Genomic DNA, 14,906 nt, shown 5'->3' with positions numbered 1-14,906 from the left:
TTCGCTCACAAGGCGCCGACGCCGCGCCATCCCTCTCCCTACCCTCTCCCCTCGCCCTACGGGTCGGGGGAGAGGAGGCGCGCGCCCTCACCCATCCCCCGGCGTCTTCACATCGAAGCCCTGCGAGCGCAGCCGGTCGAGCACGCCGCCCTGGCTGAGCAGGGGGCGGAGCTGGACGACGGCGACGGCGTGGCCGGGCCTTTCCAGCGCCGCGGCGATGGCGGCGGCCTGGTCGGCCTTGTACTGGGCGTCGAGGCGGGCCGCCCCGGGGGCGGCGGCCAGGCACCGTTCGTAGACCCGCTCGGCCGACAGCGCGCCCGGCACGTCGCCGTGGGCCCAGGCGCGGGAGGCGGCCTGGATCCGTCCGGGCCCGGCGTCGATCTGGTCGAGCACCGCCTCCAGGCAGGCGTCCCCCGCCGAGCGGGGCGTGCGGACCAGGGCGCCCAACAGGGCTCCGGCGTCGTAGGTCTTCTCCGTCACCCGGATCCGCTTCGAGCGGGCGAGCTGGCGGATCGGCTTGGAGGGATCGGTGGTGGTCAGCCGCACATGGTCCAGCCAGTCCTCCACCAGCATCAGCCCGGCCGCCAGCGCGTTGCCGGTCTTGTAGCGGTCGGCGGGCTTGCCGAACCTGGTCCGCGCGGCGACGAAGCGGGCCTTGGTCGCCCCCGAGAGCTGGGCCTCGAACGGGGTGCGCGAGCGCAGCCTGAGGAAGTTCACCGCCGCCCCGGCCGCGCCGAGCGCGCGCACCTTCACCGGATCCACCGAGACGATCACCTCGTTGGCGCCCTGCAGCCGGCGCTCCAGGACGCCGCGGTCCCAGGCCAGCTGCTTGGTCGCGACCGAGGGCACGCCCAGCACATAGACGGTGGTGTCGGCGTCGGAGACGCGCCACCAGGCTGGCCCCGGCAGGCGGCCGACCACCACCAGCTCCTCGACCAGCACCTCGTCGGGGTCCTGCGGCAGGGCCGAGGGCGCCGGGGCGAGCGGGACCTGGGCGGCGGGAGCGCCGGCCGTGAAGGCCAGGACCGCGGCCAGCGCCGCGCCGGCCCATCGCTTGGGACTCTTCATCGCACGCGTCCGCCTGGCTTGAATCGTCCTATGATGGGTGTTTCGAGACCCATCCGCCATGCCGATCCGCCGCCTTCCGCCCGAGACCGTCAACCGCATCGCCGCCGGCGAGGTGGTGGAGCGGCCTGCGAGCGCCATCAAGGAGCTGGTGGAGAACGCCCTCGACGCGGGCGCGAACCGCATCGAGGTGCAGGCCGACGGCGGCGGCCTGACCCGGATCCTGGTCGCCGACGACGGCGGCGGCATGGGCCCGGACGAGCTGCCCCTGGCGGTCGAGCGGCACGCCACCTCGAAGCTCGCGCCCGGCGCCGACGGCGACTACGACCTGCTGCGCATCGCCACCCTGGGCTTCCGCGGCGAGGCCCTGCCCTCGATCGGCTCGGTGGCCCGGCTCTCCATCGCCTCGCGGGCCCGCGGATCGGCCGACGCCTTCGCCATCCTGGTGGAGGGCGGGGCGATGGGTCAGATCTCGCCGGCGCCCTTCCCCGGCCCCCACGGGGCGCGGGTGGAGGTGCGGGACCTGTTCTACGCCACCCCCGCCCGGCTGAAGTTCATGAAGTCCGAGCGGGCCGAGGCGCTGGCGATCACCGAGGAGCTGAAGCGCCAGGCCATGGCCCACGAGGCGGTGAGCTTCTCCCTCGACCTGGACGGCCGCCGCGCCCTGCGCCTTCCGGCCGAGGCGCCGGGGGCGGACGGCCGGCTGGCGCGCCTGGCCTCGATCATGGGCCGCGACTTCTCGGACAACGCGCTGGCCATCGACCATGAGCGCGAAGGCGTGCGGCTCTCCGGGTTCGCGGGCCTTCCGACCTACAACCGCGGCAACGCGGCCCACCAGTACCTGTTCGTCAACGGCCGGCCGGTGCGCGACCGGCTGCTGCAGGGGGCGCTTAGGGCCGCCTACGCCGACTTCCTGGCCAGGGACCGCCACCCGCTGGCGGCGCTGTTCATCGAGCTCGATCCGGCCCTCGTGGACGTCAACGTCCACCCGGCCAAGGCCGAGGTGCGGTTCCGCGACCCGGCGCTGGTGCGCGGCCTGATCGTCTCGGGCCTGCGCCACGCCCTGGCCGCCGCCGGTCACCGGGCGGCCACCACCGTGTCCGCCGAGGCGCTGAGCGGACTGCGGCCCGCCTACACGCCCCCGCCCTCGGCCGCCGGCTTCTCGGCCTGGCGGATGGGCGGCTGGAGCCCGGCCGCGACGGCGGCCGCGCCGGCCATCCCCGGCCTCGAGGAGGTCTCCGCCCGCGCCGAGCCGGCCTTCGAGCCGCCGCCGGGCCTGGCCGAAGCGCCCGCCCCGGCCGCCGTGTTCGATCCGGTGGACTATCCGCTGGGGGCGGCCCGCTCGCAGCTGCACGAGACCTACATCGTCGCCCAGACCCGCGACGGCATCGTCATCGTCGACCAGCACGCCGCCCACGAGCGGCTGGTCTACGAGCGGATGAAGCAGGAGATGGCCGACGGCGGGGTCGTGCGCCAGGCCCTGCTGCTGCCCGAGGTGGTCGAGCTCGATCCGGCCGAGGCCGAGCGCGTCGCCGCACGCGCCGAGGAGCTGGCCGCGCTGGGCCTCGTCCTCGAGCCCTTCGGCCCGGGCGCGGTGCTGGTTCGCGAGACCCCCGCCCTGCTGGGCGAGACCGACGTCGCCGGCCTCGTCCGCGACATCGCCGACGACCTCTCCGAGAACGGCCAGGCCCTGGCGCTGAAGGAGCGGCTGGAGGAGGTCTGCGGCACGCTCGCCTGCCACGGCTCGGTCCGCGCCGGCCGCCGCCTCACCGCGCCGGAGATGAACGCCCTCCTGCGCCAGATGGAGGCCACCCCCCACTCCGGCCAGTGCAACCACGGCCGCCCCACCTACGTCGAGCTCAAGCTCGCCGACATCGAGAAGCTGTTCGGGCGGCGGTGAGCCTTGCTCCATCCCCCGACGCGCAGCGCGGGGGGAGAGGAGTTCGTCAGAGCTTCCGCTCGCCGAACACCCGCATGGCCTCGGCCAGGTAGTCCGTCAGGCCCGGGGCCCGGCCGTCATAGCGGGCGCGGAAATCCGGATGCTCCTGGTAGAGCCGGCCGAGACCGGCGAACGCCTCGGCCGTCGGCGGCCGGCGCCAGAAGGCGGCGACCCAGTCATGGTGGCGGCGCATCAGCGCCTGCACGGCCGAGCTGTCGGCCGGCAGCCCCTCGGCCAGAGCCTTGGCCATGGCGGTCTCGATCGCCTCCGCCTCGGCCTGCAGGCGCGCCATGTCGGCCGCCGAGGCGCCCTTCAGCTTCGCCTTCGAGGCGGCGATCTCCTCGGCCATCCCGGGGCCGAAGCGGTCCACCAGCCAGTCCTCGTATTCCGCCTGCTTCTCCGGCGCGAAGCCGCGATAGAGGTCCTTCTCGTCCATGTCCGTCTCTCCTTCGAGGGCGGCGAGGGTCTGATCGATGGTTCGCACCAGCCGGCGGTAGCGGGCGGCCTCGGCGGCCAGCGTCTGGCGATGAGCCCGCAGCGCCGCCGCCCGGTCGAAACCGGGCGCGTCCAGCACCTGGGCGATCTGCGCCAGCGGCAGTCCCAGCTCGCGGTGGAAGAGTATCTGCTGCAGGCGCAGCAGCTCCTCGCGGCCATAGTAGCGGTAGCCGTTCCGACCCACGCAGGCGGGCCGCAGCAGGCCCACCGCGTCGTAGTGGTGCAGGGTGCGCACCGAGACGCCGGAGAGGCGGGCGAGCTCGCTGACCGTCCAGCGCTCCATCGATTCAAGTCCTCGCATCGGACAGGCCATCTGGGGTCTCACGCCGCGTGAGGGTCAAGGACCGGCGAAACCCGCGTCGGCATCCCGACGTTCAGCCGGCCATGGAACACCGCATCGGCCGGATGATCGACCACGTCCACCTGCGCTGCCGCGACCTGGAGGCGTCGAAGCGCTTCTACAAGGCCGCGCTCGGCGCGCTCGGCCTGGAGCTCACCGACGGCGGCGATCATGCCTTCTGCGACGAGCTCTGGATGGACCACGGCGAAACCGAAAGCCGCATCCACCTCGCCTTCCAGGCGAGGGACCGCGAGACGGTCGACCGCTTCTACGAGGCGGCGCTGGCGGCCGGCGGGCGCGACAACGGCGCGCCGGGCGAGCGGTCGTACCACCCGGGGTACTACGCCGCCTTCGTCTTCGACCCGGACGGGAACAACATCGAGGCCGTCCACCACGGCCCGCACCAGCGCTCGGCCGAGGCCATCGTTCTGCGCTGGTAGGCCGGCCGCTGGACGGGGCCTGCGAAGCTTTGCCATACTGGCCCGGCACTCAGGGGAGTTGATGCAAGAGTCTGTGCGCGAGCGCCGGGCCTAGAGCCGACCGGCCTCACATTCCGATCGGCTGATTAGGCCTCGTACCGCCCCGCGCCCCGCGTGGGGGCGCGGTCCGCTTTGCGCCTGAACACGGACTCTTCCTTGAACATCTCCAAGCCGCAGCAAAGGACGCTGCACGCGCTCGCCCAGGGCGGCGCCATCCATCTGGAACGCAACGAGAAGGGCGACATCGTCGCCGCCGAGTGCATCACCCGGGAGGGCTGGACCCTCACCGACTGCGACGTCGCGGTCTTCCGGAGCCTGAAGAAGAAGCGGCTGATCGCCAGCCGGAACGGCGGCCCCTACCGGATCACCCGGGAGGGCTTGCTGAACCTGCGCAGCCAGCTCGACAACCGCGTCTCAGGGCGCGGGTGGTGAGTACCTGAGGAAGTGGACGCGCGCGGCGCCGTAGTCGCGCGCGTCCAGCTTCTCGTAGGCGGCGACCTCGAAGTCCGCCTCGCCGACGCCGCGTTCGAAGACGACGATCGCGCCGGGCGCCAGCCAGCCGCCCTCGGCCAACCGCTGCAGCGCCGTCTCGCCCAGGCCCTTGGCGTAGGGCGGATCCAGGAAGGCGAGCTCGAAGGCCGGGCCGTCGGCGCCGGGCCGTACGCCCAGCTGGGTGGCGTCGCGCCGATGCACGCGGGTCCGGCCGAACAGGCCCATGGCCTCGACGTTCTCGCGGATCGCGCCGCGGGCCGCCTCATCGGTCTCCACGAACAGGCAGAAGGCCGCCCCTCGCGAGACCGCCTCGAAGCCCAGCGCGCCGGAGCCGGCGAACAGGTCGATGACCCGCCTGTCCCGCACCCCGTCCGACCAGGCGGCGTGCTCGAGGATGTCGAAGATCGCCTGCCGGGCGCGGTCGGACGTCGGCCGCGTGGCCTCGCCCGCCGGCGCGGCCAGCGTCTTTCCGCGAAACTCCCCCGAGACGATGCGCATGCAATCCCCTTACGCCTGAACGCCCCCTCCACCGCCTACGGCGGTCCCCCGCCCCCGCAGTCTGCCCTGCGGGGGAGGAGAAGGGGCCCGCTCCTCCCACGGCCCGCAGAGGACGGGGGAGGTGGATCGGCGCGCAGCGCCGAGACGGAGGGGGCGCTTAAACGATCGGCTCGCCGAACATCAAGGCCCGGGCGTAGCGGACGGGCGGCGCGCCGAACGACAGCACCCTGTCGTTGAACCGCTTGAGGTCGAAGCCCGCGCCCTCGCGCCGGCGCGCCTCGGCCCGCAGCTCGTCGTGTTCGGAGGCGCCCACGAAGTAGGTCGGCAGCTGGGCCGAGGAGAGCTGGGCCCGCACCCACTTGCCGGCGGCCTCGCGCTCCTGCTGGAAGGCGGTGACGGTGAGGAACTTCATCACCTCCGCTTCGCTCGCCCCGTCCACATGCACCATCTGGTCGAGGATGGCGTTGGTGATGGTCCTAACCCGCATCTTCAGCTGCTGCAGCCGGAACCGCGGGTCGCCGTCCAGATAGCCGGCGTCGGCCATCATTTCCTCGGCGTAGACCGCCCAGCCCTCCACGAACGGCCCGGACCAGAGCACGGCGCGCAGCACGCTGGGGTGTTTGTTGCCGTGCCAGAGCTGGGTGTAGTGGCCCGGCACACCCTCGTGGATCGCCACGTCGTGGATGCCGAAGATGTTGTATTCGCGAAGGAAGCTCTGGGCCTGCTCGTCGGTCCATTCGTCCGGTATCGGCGAGACGGCGTAGAAGGTGTCCAGGTGCTTATCCAGCGGGCCGGGCGGGTCGCAGTAGGCGACCGCGAAGCCGCGCTGGAACTCCGGCATCAGGATCACCTGCACCGGGGCGTCCGGCAGGGTGACGAGGTCCTTCTCGCGGGTGAAGCGGGTGGCCTGGTCGAGCGCCGCGCGGCTCGTCTCCACCAGCTTGTCGCGCGGGGCGCGGTCCGCATAGACCAGCTCCAGCGCCGCCTCGATGGCGGCCTGCTCGCCGTCAGGGACCGGCCTGCCACGGGCGGTCAGGAGGGTCCTGGAAACCCCGTGCATCCGGGCCCGCGTCGCGGTCAGGGCCGCATCCGCCCGGCGGCGGATCTCGGCCCGGTCGAGCGGCGAGTTCAGCGCAAAGGCGAGCTTCTCGTCGTACAGCCTGGCGCCCAGGCGGAAATCGCCCTTGGCCTGCGGGACCAGCGTCTTGTCGAGCCAGACCTGGTGCTCCGCGGACGCGGCGCGGAGCTTGTCGGCGGCGGCGCGCAGCCGGGCCTGCTCGGCCGGCGGCAGTTCGCCGGCCTTTGGCAGGATCATGCTGTCGACGATGGACATCAGCCCCGCGTTCTGGCGGGCCACCGTCTGGGCGTGGGTGGGCGGCACGCGGGCCGGCTGCAGCTCCGCGCGCGCCTGGGCCAGGAAGGCCGGCAGCGCCTCCATCCGGGCGATCGCCGCGCGCAGCCGCACGGGCGCCGGGGCGAACTCGCGGGCCATCAGCCCGTAGAGGGCCGAGCCGGCCAGGTCGTTATAGGTCTGCGGGTCCCAGGCCCAGTCCTGCAGCACCTCGGTCGACCAGATGCCGAAGGCGAGGTTGTTCTTCAGGATCGCCAGGTCGACCTGGTTCTCCGGGCTGAGCTCCCGCGCCGGGATCGCCTGCGCCTCCTTCAGCAGCGCCTTGCTGGCCGCGAGCTCCCGGGCCCGGGCGGCGGCGGAGACGTCGTCCAGGCGATGGTCGTTGCGGTGGTCGCCGAGCGTGGTGGCGCGGATCGGCGAGGCCAGCAGCAGCCGGTCGAGGAAGCGCTTGGCGAGGTCGGCGAAGCGGGCGTCGGCGGGGCTCGCCGCCTGGGCGACGGCCGGGCGCAGGCCCATCAGGACGAGGGGCAGGGCCGCAACGGTGCGGCGAGTCAGGGCGTAGGACATGGGCCGCAGATGAGCATGGGCGGCGCCGCTTCGCCAGCAACCGCCGCCGCGCCTTGCGCGCTTCTAGGGCGATGAACTCCTGGGATGTCCGCGCCCCGCTGCCCGCCGCCGCCCTGCTGGCCTACGCCCTGGTCGGCGAGGGCGGCTGGCCGTTCCGATGGTTCGTGCTGGCGGGCCTGGCCCTGTGGTTCGGGGTCACCGCGGTGACCGGCGTGACCGCCATGCTCGCCTCGGCCAAGGACGATGCCGAAATCCACCACCAGAGCGGCGTCGCCCGCCACCGCAGCTCCTGGGCCGAGATCCTGACCGACGCCGTGCGGCTCGGGGCGGCGCCCTTCCTGTGGCTGGCGCTGGCCGGGTTCGCCGCCGCCGCGCTCGGCGGGGACGGGATCCCGCAGCCGGGCGCCCTCGCCGCCGTGTCCCTGGCGGTCGCGGCGCTCGCCTTCGCCGCCGGTCTGACGGCCTACGCGGTCAACGTGCGGGCCGTCGAGCGCCGGTTCCGGACACGCTAGCTCAGCCGCGTCGGCGCGGACCGCCGCCGGGCCTCGGCGCCGGCGGACGCGCCGGGCCGGTGCGACGAGCGGCGCCCGCCGGCCCGGCGGCCTTGCCGCGCGGAGGACCGTCGACCCGCTTGGGCTTGGCCTTGGCCGGGCGCGGCGGCCCGGGCTTGATCTTCGGCTTGGCCCAGCCAGGCTTGTAGGCCTTCTTCTTCGGCGCCTCGGCGGGAGACGCCTCCGAGACGGCCGCGCCTGGGGCCTTCGGGGCCCGGCGGCCTGCGCCGGCCGGCCGCTTGGGCGGCGTCCACTGCGGCCGCTCGCCCTTGGGCAGGTTCTCCGGGGCGATGTGGGCGGAAAGCTGTTCGCGGATGACCCGCGGGCCGACCTCCTCGATCTCGCCGACGCCGAGCGTCCCCAGCGCGAACGGGCCGTAGGCCAGCCGGATCAGCCGGTTCACCTTCAGGCCCAGCGCCTCCAGAACCCGCCGGACCTCACGGTTCTTGCCCTCGGTCAGGGTGACGCTGATCCAGACGTTGGCGCCCTGCGGGCCCTCCTTGGCCTTGTCGAGCCTGGCCTCGATGGGGCCGTAGCGGACGCCCTCGACGGTGATGCCGTTCTTCAGGGTGTCGAGCTTGTCCTGGGTGATCCGCCCGTGCGCCCGGGCCCGGTAGCGGCGCAGGATCGCCGTCTCGGGCAGCTCCAGCGCGCGGGCCAGGCCGCCGTCGTTGGTCAAGAGCAGCAGGCCTTCGGAATTGAGGTCCAGCCGCCCCACGGAGATCAGCCGCGGCAGGCCGGGCGGCAGGGCGGCGAACACCGTCGGCCGCCCCTGCGGGTCCTTGTGGCTGGTCACCAGGCCCACCGGCTTGTGGTAGCGGAACAGGCGCGCTGGCTCGGGCTCGTTCACCACCTCGCCGTCGACGGTGAGGATGTCGCCCGGCTCGACCTTCACCGCGGGCGTCGTCAGCACCTTGCCGTTCAGCGCCACCCGCCCGGCTTCGATCAGCCGCTCGACGTCGCGCCGTGAGGCGACGCCGGCGCGGGCCAGCGCCTTGGCGACGCGCTCGCCCGCCCCTTGACCTTGCGGGGCGGCGTCGGTGTGTTGCGGATCGTGGACCATGACGAGCGGACAATGCGCATCGCCCTCGAAGCGGCGCAAGCCGCCGCCGAGCGCGGCGAGACCCCGGTGGGCGCCGTCGTGGTCGATCCGGCCAGCGGCGAGACGATCGCCGTGGCGGCCAACGGGCCCATCGGCCTGTCCGACCCGACCGCGCACGCCGAAATCCTGGCCCTGCGCGCCGCCGCCGCCAGGCTGGGCAACTACCGCCTCACCGGCCTGACCCTGGTCGTCACCCTCGAGCCCTGCGCGATGTGCGCCGGCGCCATCAGCCACGCCCGCATCGGCCGCCTCGTCTTCGGCGCCGAGGACCCCAAGGGCGGCGCCGTCCTCCACGGCCCCCGCTTCTTCGACCAGCCCACCTGCCACTGGCGGCCGCAGGTGGCCGGCGGCGTCCTGGCGGCGGAGAGCGCCGAACTGCTGCGGGGGTTCTTCCGGGCGCGGCGGGCGCGGTGATGAGCTCACTCGCGCGGCTCCCCCTCACCCGCTCGTCCCGGCGAAGGCCGGGATCCAGATCCCGAACGCTAAGGTGGGTGGACCGGCGCTGCGCAACATGGCGCACACGTCTGCGCCCGCCATCCTGCGTCCCGGCCTCCGCCGGGATGAACGGAGTGGAAATATGCTGATCGCCGCCATCGCCGCCGCCGCGCTGTGCGCCAGTGACGCCGACGTCGCCGCGTTCGAGTGGATGAGCGGGACCTGGATCGCCGAGAGGCCGGGCGGGGCGATCGTGCGGGAGACGTGGACGGCCTCGAACGGGCGGGCGATGACCGGGGTCGGCCAGACGGTGCGGGAAGGCCGGCCGGCGGTCACCGAGTTCATGACCATCACCGCCGAGCCGGCGGGCATCACCTTCACCGCCTATCCGGAGGGCCAGGAGAAGACCGCCTTCGTGCTCCGGCCCGGCGGCGGCGAGGGGGCGGTGTTCGAGAACCTCGCCCACGACTTCCCGCAGCGGGTCATCTACCGGCCCTGCGGCGCCGACCTGTGCGCCCGCATCGAAGGCCGGGTGAACGGCGAACCGAAGGGCGAGGACTGGCGGTTCCGGCGCGTCGGGCCGCCAAACGGAGCCTTGCCACCTCAAAACTGACGCCAGATGATGGGGGCCTAGCTTAAAACCATAAGGAGGACGCGATGGGTTTGCTCGATGGCAAGGTTGCGATCGTCACGGGGGCCGGCGGCGGCCTGGGCGAGGCTTACGCCAAGCTTTTCGCCAAGGAAGGCGCCGCGGTCGTCGTGAACGACCTGGGCGGGGCCCGTGACGGCACCGGGGCGGACCGTTCGGCGGCCCAGAAGGTGGTGGACGAGATCATCGCGGCCGGCGGCCGGGCCGTGGCCAACGGCGACGACGTCTCCACCGTCCAGGGCGGCGAGAACATCTGCAACGCGGCGCTGGAGAACTTCGGCCGCGTCGACATCCTGGTCTGCAACGCCGGCATCCTGCGCGACAAGACCTTCGCCAACACGTCCGAACAGGACTGGGACGCGGTGATCAAGGTGCACCTGAAGGGCACCTACTGCTGCGCCATGCCGGTCTGGAAGTGGATGAAGGACAACGGCGGCGGCACGATGGTGTTCACCTCGTCCACCTCGGGCCTCTACGGCAACTTCGGCCAGACCAACTACGGCGCGGCCAAGGCCGGCATCTACGGGATGGTCCGGGTGATGTCGATCGAGGGGCGGAAGTACAACATCCGGGTCATGGGCCTGGCGCCCGGCGCCTACACCCGCATGACGTCGGACCTGCCCGGCCGCAAGGACCGCGAGCCCGATCCCATGTCCCTGCCCGAGAACGTCGCCCCCGGCGTGCTCTACATGGTCTCGGACCTGGCCAAGGACCATTCGGGCAAGATCCTCGGCGTCTCCTCGCGCGGCGTGCGGGAGATCAAGATGGTGCAGACCGCCGGCTTCGACCCCGGCCGGCCCTACACCGCCGAGGAAGTGGCCAAGAACGCCGACAAGGTGTTCTTCCCCACCGAGGACCGCACCGTCACGGTCCAGCCGGTCGCGCCGGCCCAGCCGCAGCCGGCCTAGGCCCAAGCTGAACTCTGCTGGAGCGCCCTCCCTGCACCGCGGGGAGGGCGCTTTCGTTTCGGCCGCTTGTCAGCCGTCCCGCAGCGCTTGAAGGTGTACCGGTGTTCGGACGCTTGGGAGGGGGTCCATGGGGCTGAGCCGGCGCGGTTTCCTGCATCGACTTGGAGCGGTCGGAGGCTACGGCGCGACCTACTCCGCCATGCTGGCCATGGGCCTCCTGGCGGCGCCGCCGGCCCTGGCGATGCCGCAACTGCCGGCGGCCCTGGGGACGGGAAGGAGGGTGGTCGTGTTGGGCGGCGGGATATCCGGCCTGACCGCCGCCTACGAGCTGGAGCGCGCAGGCTTCGCCGTCACCCTGCTGGAGGCGCGCGAACGCCTGGGCGGCCGGAACTGGACGCTGCGCGGCGGCTCGAAGATCGAGATGATCGGCGAGGCCGACCAGACCGTCGCCTTCTCCGACGGCGTCTACATGAACGCCGGCCCGGCCCGCATCCCCAGCCACCACGAACACCTCCTGGAGTACTGCCGCCGGCTGGGCGTGCCGCTGGAGGTGGAGATCAACACCACGCGCTCGGCGCTGCTCGCCAGTTCGAAGGGCGGGGCGCCCATCCAGATGCGCCAGGCCGTGAACGACACCCGCGGATGGATCTCCGAGCTGCTGGCCAAGGCCCTGAAGCGCGGCGCGCTGGACCAGGATCTCAGCGCCGAGGAGAAGGAGAAGCTGCTGCCCTTCCTCCGCAGCTACGGCGACCTCGACGCCCAGCACGCGTTCAAGGGCACCGAACGCTCCGGCCTGCTCCGGCATGGCGGAGCGGCGGACCAGCTGGCGCAGGCCCGCCCGCCGGTCCCGCTGAAGGAGCTGCTGGCCAACGACCAGCTCTCGGCGACGCTGTTTGAAGAAGCCTTCGACATGCAGGCCACCATGTTCCAGCCGGTCGGCGGCATGGACCGGATCCCGGCCGCCTTCGAACGGGCGATCAGGAGCCCCATCGTCCGCGGCGCCGAGGTGGTGAAGATCCGCCAGAGCCCGAACGACGTCACCGTCGTCTACCGCGAGCGGGCGAGCGGGGCGGAGAAGGCGGTCCGCGCCGACTTCGCCATCGCGACCTTGCCGCTCAACATCCTGGCCAAGATCGACTCCGACTTCGACCCGGCGGTCCGCAAGGCCCTGGCGACGCCGATCGCCGTCAGCACCAACAAGATCGGCTTCGAGGCGCCCAGGTTCTGGGAGCGCCAGCAGATCTACGGCGGCATCTCGTTCGTCGGCGGCGAGACGAGCCTGGTCTGGTACCCGTCCAACGACCTGCACAGCGCCAGGGGCCTGCTGCTGGCCTGTTACGCGGCGGGCCCGCCCGCCACGCGGTTCGCGCAGCGCCCGATCGCCGAACAGATCGAGATCGCCAAAGGCGTGGTCGCCCGCCTGCATCCCGGCCACGAGACCGCGCTGTCGAACCCGGCGGTGATCAACTGGAGCAAGATTCCCTTCAGCCTCGGAGGCTACGCCTGGTGGGGCGCGCCCGAGGGGCACATCGAGGCGCCGGCGCACCGGCTGCTCAACGCGCCGCAGGGCCGGGTCTACTTCGCCGGCGACAACCTCACACAATTTCCGGCCTGGCAGGAGGGGGCGGTGCTGTCCGCCCACCGCGTGGTCGGCCTGATCGCCGACCGGGTCCGGCAGCGCGCCGCCGCCTGATCAACAGAAGGACAGACCATGCGCATCATCCTCTCGACCGCCCTGACGCTGGCGCTCGCCGCGGCCGGCGCCGCCCACGCCCAGAACCAGCACATCGGCCCGCCGAACTCGCCGATCGCCCAGGCCGTGAAGGTGCCGCCCGGTTCGGAGATGCTCTACGTCTCCGGCATCACGCCGCCGCTGCTGCCCGCGGGGGCGCCGGGCGCGCCGGGATTCGGCGACACCAAGACCCAGACCCTCGGCGTGCTGAAGCGCATCGAGGCGATCCTGCAGGCCCAGGGCTACGGCTTCGGCGACGTCGTGATGATGCGGGTCTCCCTGGTCGGCGATCCGGCCAAGGATGGGAAGATGGACTTCGCCGGGATGATGGAAGCCTACAACCAGTTCTTCGGGACGCCGGAGCAGCCGAACAAGCCCGCGCGCATCACCGTGCAGGTCGCCGCCCTCGCTGCGCCCGGCATGCTCGCCGAGATCGAGGTGCAGGCGGCCAAGCCGCCGGCCAAGTGACATGGTGTGACATCTGAACAACGCTCATTTGCGACGTAAAATTTTTTGCTGTGGAGGCTTGCTTCCGGGGCGCGTGGGCTTATTTGAGCCGTGCCCTTCGGGGCGTTTCCTCCCTAATGACTTAGGCCGCGGTTCGCCGCGGCCTTTTTTTTAGCCGCCGCCGGCCAGGTAGAGCTGCACGGCCTGGGCGAGGAAGGTCCCGCCGATCACGGTGAAGATCCACCGCCGCCAGCGCCGGAAGTTCTCCTCGCTGACGTGGTCCAGCAGGCGCCCGCCGATCGCCGCGCCGGCCAGGGCGGCCAGGGCGACGGCGGCCAGCAGCCACGGCGGCGCGGCCCCCTCCCCCGCCCCTGCCAGCAGCGCCGCGCCGTAGAACAGGATCTTGGCCACGTGGCCGAAGACCTGCAGCGCCGCCTTGGTCGCGATCACCTGCCGGGCCGGCATGGCGCTGCGCACCAGGAAGAGCTCGGTGAGCGGGCCGGACACGCCCGAGGTCAGCGCCAGGGCCGTGGTCGACATGCCGGCGACGAAGGCGTGCGCCGGCCTGGCGGCGTCGAACGGGGACCAGCGCTGGGGGATCCACACCAGGATCGGCAGCAGGCCCATGGCCAGGAAGACCAGCGCCTTGGAAGGCGCGAAGCTGACGAAGCTCATCAGCGCCATGGCCAGCACCGCGCCGGCCCCGAACACGGTCACCACCGGCCAGCGGATGTGGCGGAAGTGGAGCGCGGCCCGGGCGCCGTTCGACGCCAGCTGCGCCGCGCCGTGCAGCACCATGGCGCTGGCCACCGGCACGGTCAGCATCAGCACGCCCATCAGAAGCGAGCCGCCGGCCATGCCGAACAGGCCGGAGATGGCGGCCGTGCCCACCACCGCCGCCAGCACGATGGCGATCGTGGCGGGGCTCACCGGGCGGCCATGAAGAGCTGGGCGGCCTGGACGAGGTAGAGCAGGCCGACGCCGGTCACGATCCAGCGCGTCCAGCGCTTGAAGTTGACGTCGCTCATGGCGTCCAGGATCCGCCCGCCCACCGCCGTGCCGGCCATCGACAGCGGCACGGCCAGGGCGAAGAGCCAGACGGGCGGCATGTCGTTGGCGGGGCTGGCGATCAGCGGCGCGCCGTAGACAAGGATCTTGGCCAGGTGGCTGAACACCTGGGTCGCCGCCTTGGTGGCCACGATGGCGTGCCGGGTCAGGGTGGTGCGCACGAAGAAGACGTCCAGCAGCGGCCCGGCCACGCCGGCGGTGAGGTTGAGGCCGGTCACCACCAGGCCCGAGGCCAGGGCGTGGGCCGGCTTGGCCGCGTCGAGCCGCAGCAGCCGCTCCGGCAGCCAGACAAGGCCCGGCACCAGGCCCAGCAGCAGGAAGAGCAGCGGCTTGGAGGGGGCGAGCGCGATGGCTGCGGCCGCCGCGCCGGCGACCAACGAGGCCAGGGCGTACCAGCCGACGATGTCCCAGCGCACGTGCTTGCGGTGCAGCACCGCCCGCCAGCCGTTGGCCACCATCTGCAGCAGGCCGTGGGTGACGAAGGCCGCCGAGACCGGCAGCACCAGCGCCAGCGCCCCCATCAGCACCAGCCCGCCGGCCATGCCGAACACGCCCGACAGCAGCGCCGTTGCGAAGGCGGCGACGAGCACGAAGGCGGCGGCGGCTGCGCCCAATGGCGGCTCCTTCTCGACGGCCCCGTCCTAGAGCGCGCCGCCGAAACGTCCAACAGCCAAGCCTGCGACGCTGGCGAACGGCGCCCGCCACCATTGCGGAAAATTAATGCCGGGAAGCTGCGCCGATGGTCGCATGGTTATTCCCAGAAGCCGCGCGCATCCCCACCGTCCGAG

General features: G+C 72.6%; 16 protein-coding genes. 9 read left to right on the top strand and 7 right to left on the bottom strand.

Annotated features, from left to right (window positions below; translation table 11 throughout):
* Window positions 1-87: 87 nt before the first annotated feature.
* Entirely contained in the window at window positions 88-1,068 is a 981-nt protein-coding gene (locus ACFSC0_RS10525) for a TraB/GumN family protein (protein WP_377282980.1), read from the bottom strand.
* Between the two features lie 58 nt (window positions 1,069-1,126).
* On the opposite strand from ACFSC0_RS10525, the gene mutL reads away from it, so the two are divergent.
* Entirely contained in the window at window positions 1,127-2,965 is a 1,839-nt protein-coding gene (gene mutL / locus ACFSC0_RS10520) for a DNA mismatch repair endonuclease MutL (RefSeq protein ID WP_377282981.1), read from the top strand.
* A 46-nt stretch (window positions 2,966-3,011) separates the two neighbouring features.
* Here mutL and ACFSC0_RS10515 read toward each other — a convergent pair whose 3' ends face one another.
* Window positions 3,012-3,782, bottom strand: coding sequence for a MerR family transcriptional regulator (locus ACFSC0_RS10515; protein ID WP_377282982.1), 771 nt, complete (start codon window positions 3,780-3,782; stop codon window positions 3,012-3,014).
* Window positions 3,783-3,883: 101 nt separating this feature from the next.
* Between ACFSC0_RS10515 and ACFSC0_RS10510 the strand changes: the two genes are divergently transcribed.
* Both ACFSC0_RS10510 and ACFSC0_RS10505 read left to right on the top strand, forming a co-directional pair.
* The gene (locus tag ACFSC0_RS10510; protein ID WP_377282983.1) at window positions 3,884-4,279 is read left to right on the top strand and encodes a VOC family protein; all 396 of its coding nucleotides are present in this window, start codon (window positions 3,884-3,886) and stop codon (window positions 4,277-4,279) included.
* 195 nt (window positions 4,280-4,474) lie between these two features.
* On the top strand, window positions 4,475-4,750 hold the full coding sequence (locus tag ACFSC0_RS10505; protein WP_377282984.1) for a YjhX family toxin: 276 nt from the start codon (window positions 4,475-4,477) through the stop codon (window positions 4,748-4,750).
* Here the strand turns inward: ACFSC0_RS10505 and rsmD are convergent.
* Entirely contained in the window at window positions 4,733-5,308 is a 576-nt protein-coding gene (gene rsmD / locus ACFSC0_RS10500; protein WP_377282985.1) for a 16S rRNA (guanine(966)-N(2))-methyltransferase RsmD, read from the bottom strand. The genes ACFSC0_RS10505 and rsmD overlap by 18 nt on opposite strands.
* Before the next feature lie 157 nt (window positions 5,309-5,465).
* Window positions 5,466-7,226, bottom strand: a complete 1,761-nt coding sequence (locus ACFSC0_RS10495; RefSeq protein ID WP_377282986.1) for a DUF885 domain-containing protein — start codon at window positions 7,224-7,226, stop codon at window positions 5,466-5,468.
* Window positions 7,227-7,297: 71 nt separating this feature from the next.
* On the opposite strand from ACFSC0_RS10495, the gene ACFSC0_RS10490 reads away from it, so the two are divergent.
* Window positions 7,298-7,738 (top strand): hypothetical protein, encoded by a 441-nt coding sequence (locus ACFSC0_RS10490; RefSeq protein ID WP_377282987.1) that lies wholly within the window; start codon window positions 7,298-7,300, stop codon window positions 7,736-7,738.
* Window position 7,739: 1 nt separating this feature from the next.
* On the opposite strand, the gene ACFSC0_RS10485 is transcribed toward ACFSC0_RS10490, so the two are convergent.
* Entirely contained in the window at window positions 7,740-8,840 is a 1,101-nt protein-coding gene (locus tag ACFSC0_RS10485; RefSeq protein ID WP_377282988.1) for a pseudouridine synthase, read from the bottom strand.
* Between the two features lie 12 nt (window positions 8,841-8,852).
* Between ACFSC0_RS10485 and ACFSC0_RS10480 the strand changes: the two genes are divergently transcribed.
* The 5 genes from ACFSC0_RS10480 to ACFSC0_RS10460 all read left to right on the top strand — a co-directional run bounded on the left by ACFSC0_RS10480 (window position 8,853) and on the right by ACFSC0_RS10460 (window position 13,071).
* Entirely contained in the window at window positions 8,853-9,293 is a 441-nt protein-coding gene (locus ACFSC0_RS10480) for a nucleoside deaminase (protein ID WP_377282989.1), read from the top strand.
* Window positions 9,294-9,456: 163 nt separating this feature from the next.
* Window positions 9,457-9,927 (top strand): DUF6265 family protein, encoded by a 471-nt coding sequence (locus tag ACFSC0_RS10475; protein ID WP_377282990.1) that lies wholly within the window; start codon window positions 9,457-9,459, stop codon window positions 9,925-9,927.
* Between the two features lie 44 nt (window positions 9,928-9,971).
* Window positions 9,972-10,871 (top strand): SDR family oxidoreductase, encoded by a 900-nt coding sequence (locus ACFSC0_RS10470; protein ID WP_377282991.1) that lies wholly within the window; start codon window positions 9,972-9,974, stop codon window positions 10,869-10,871.
* Window positions 10,872-10,998: 127 nt separating this feature from the next.
* On the top strand, window positions 10,999-12,564 hold the full coding sequence (locus ACFSC0_RS10465) for a flavin monoamine oxidase family protein (protein WP_377282992.1): 1,566 nt from the start codon (window positions 10,999-11,001) through the stop codon (window positions 12,562-12,564).
* An 18-nt stretch (window positions 12,565-12,582) separates the two neighbouring features.
* On the top strand, window positions 12,583-13,071 hold the full coding sequence (locus tag ACFSC0_RS10460; protein ID WP_377282993.1) for a RidA family protein: 489 nt from the start codon (window positions 12,583-12,585) through the stop codon (window positions 13,069-13,071).
* A gap of 150 nt (window positions 13,072-13,221) precedes the next feature.
* On the opposite strand, the gene ACFSC0_RS10455 is transcribed toward ACFSC0_RS10460, so the two are convergent.
* Entirely contained in the window at window positions 13,222-13,980 is a 759-nt protein-coding gene (locus ACFSC0_RS10455) for a TSUP family transporter (RefSeq protein WP_377282994.1), read from the bottom strand.
* On the bottom strand, window positions 13,977-14,732 hold the full coding sequence (locus ACFSC0_RS10450; RefSeq protein WP_377282995.1) for a TSUP family transporter: 756 nt from the start codon (window positions 14,730-14,732) through the stop codon (window positions 13,977-13,979). Before ACFSC0_RS10450 ends, ACFSC0_RS10455 begins: the two co-directional genes overlap by 4 nt.
* Between the last annotated feature and the right edge of the window lie 174 nt (window positions 14,733-14,906).

The organism is Phenylobacterium terrae (assembly GCF_042681205.1).
Lineage (GTDB): Bacteria > Pseudomonadota > Alphaproteobacteria > Caulobacterales > Caulobacteraceae > Phenylobacterium > Phenylobacterium terrae.
The sequence above is the reverse complement of the archived record's forward strand: the minus strand, read 5'-3'. Positions and strand labels throughout refer to the sequence as shown.

What these genes read in the sequence shown, in the direction of transcription:
- ACFSC0_RS10490 (WP_377282987.1), top strand. Translation starts at nt 7,298, where the DNA reads ATGAACTCCTGGGATGTCCGCGCCCCGCTGCCCGCCGCCGCCCTGCTG.
- ACFSC0_RS10475 (WP_377282990.1), top strand. Translation starts at nt 9,457, where the DNA reads ATGCTGATCGCCGCCATCGCCGCCGCCGCGCTGTGCGCCAGTGACGCC.
- rsmD (WP_377282985.1), bottom strand. Translation starts at nt 5,308, where the DNA reads ATGCGCATCGTCTCGGGGGAGTTTCGCGGAAAGACGCTGGCCGCGCCG.
- ACFSC0_RS10525 (WP_377282980.1), bottom strand. Translation starts at nt 1,068, where the DNA reads ATGAAGAGTCCCAAGCGATGGGCCGGCGCGGCGCTGGCCGCGGTCCTG.
- ACFSC0_RS10495 (WP_377282986.1), bottom strand. Translation starts at nt 7,226, where the DNA reads ATGTCCTACGCCCTGACTCGCCGCACCGTTGCGGCCCTGCCCCTCGTC.
- ACFSC0_RS10480 (WP_377282989.1), top strand. Translation starts at nt 8,853, where the DNA reads ATGCGCATCGCCCTCGAAGCGGCGCAAGCCGCCGCCGAGCGCGGCGAG.
- ACFSC0_RS10460 (WP_377282993.1), top strand. Translation starts at nt 12,583, where the DNA reads ATGCGCATCATCCTCTCGACCGCCCTGACGCTGGCGCTCGCCGCGGCC.
- ACFSC0_RS10485 (WP_377282988.1), bottom strand. Translation starts at nt 8,840, where the DNA reads ATGGTCCACGATCCGCAACACACCGACGCCGCCCCGCAAGGTCAAGGG.
- mutL (WP_377282981.1), top strand. Translation starts at nt 1,127, where the DNA reads ATGCCGATCCGCCGCCTTCCGCCCGAGACCGTCAACCGCATCGCCGCC.
- ACFSC0_RS10470 (WP_377282991.1), top strand. Translation starts at nt 9,972, where the DNA reads ATGGGTTTGCTCGATGGCAAGGTTGCGATCGTCACGGGGGCCGGCGGC.
- ACFSC0_RS10515 (WP_377282982.1), bottom strand. Translation starts at nt 3,782, where the DNA reads ATGGAGCGCTGGACGGTCAGCGAGCTCGCCCGCCTCTCCGGCGTCTCG.
- ACFSC0_RS10465 (WP_377282992.1), top strand. Translation starts at nt 10,999, where the DNA reads ATGGGGCTGAGCCGGCGCGGTTTCCTGCATCGACTTGGAGCGGTCGGA.
- ACFSC0_RS10510 (WP_377282983.1), top strand. Translation starts at nt 3,884, where the DNA reads ATGGAACACCGCATCGGCCGGATGATCGACCACGTCCACCTGCGCTGC.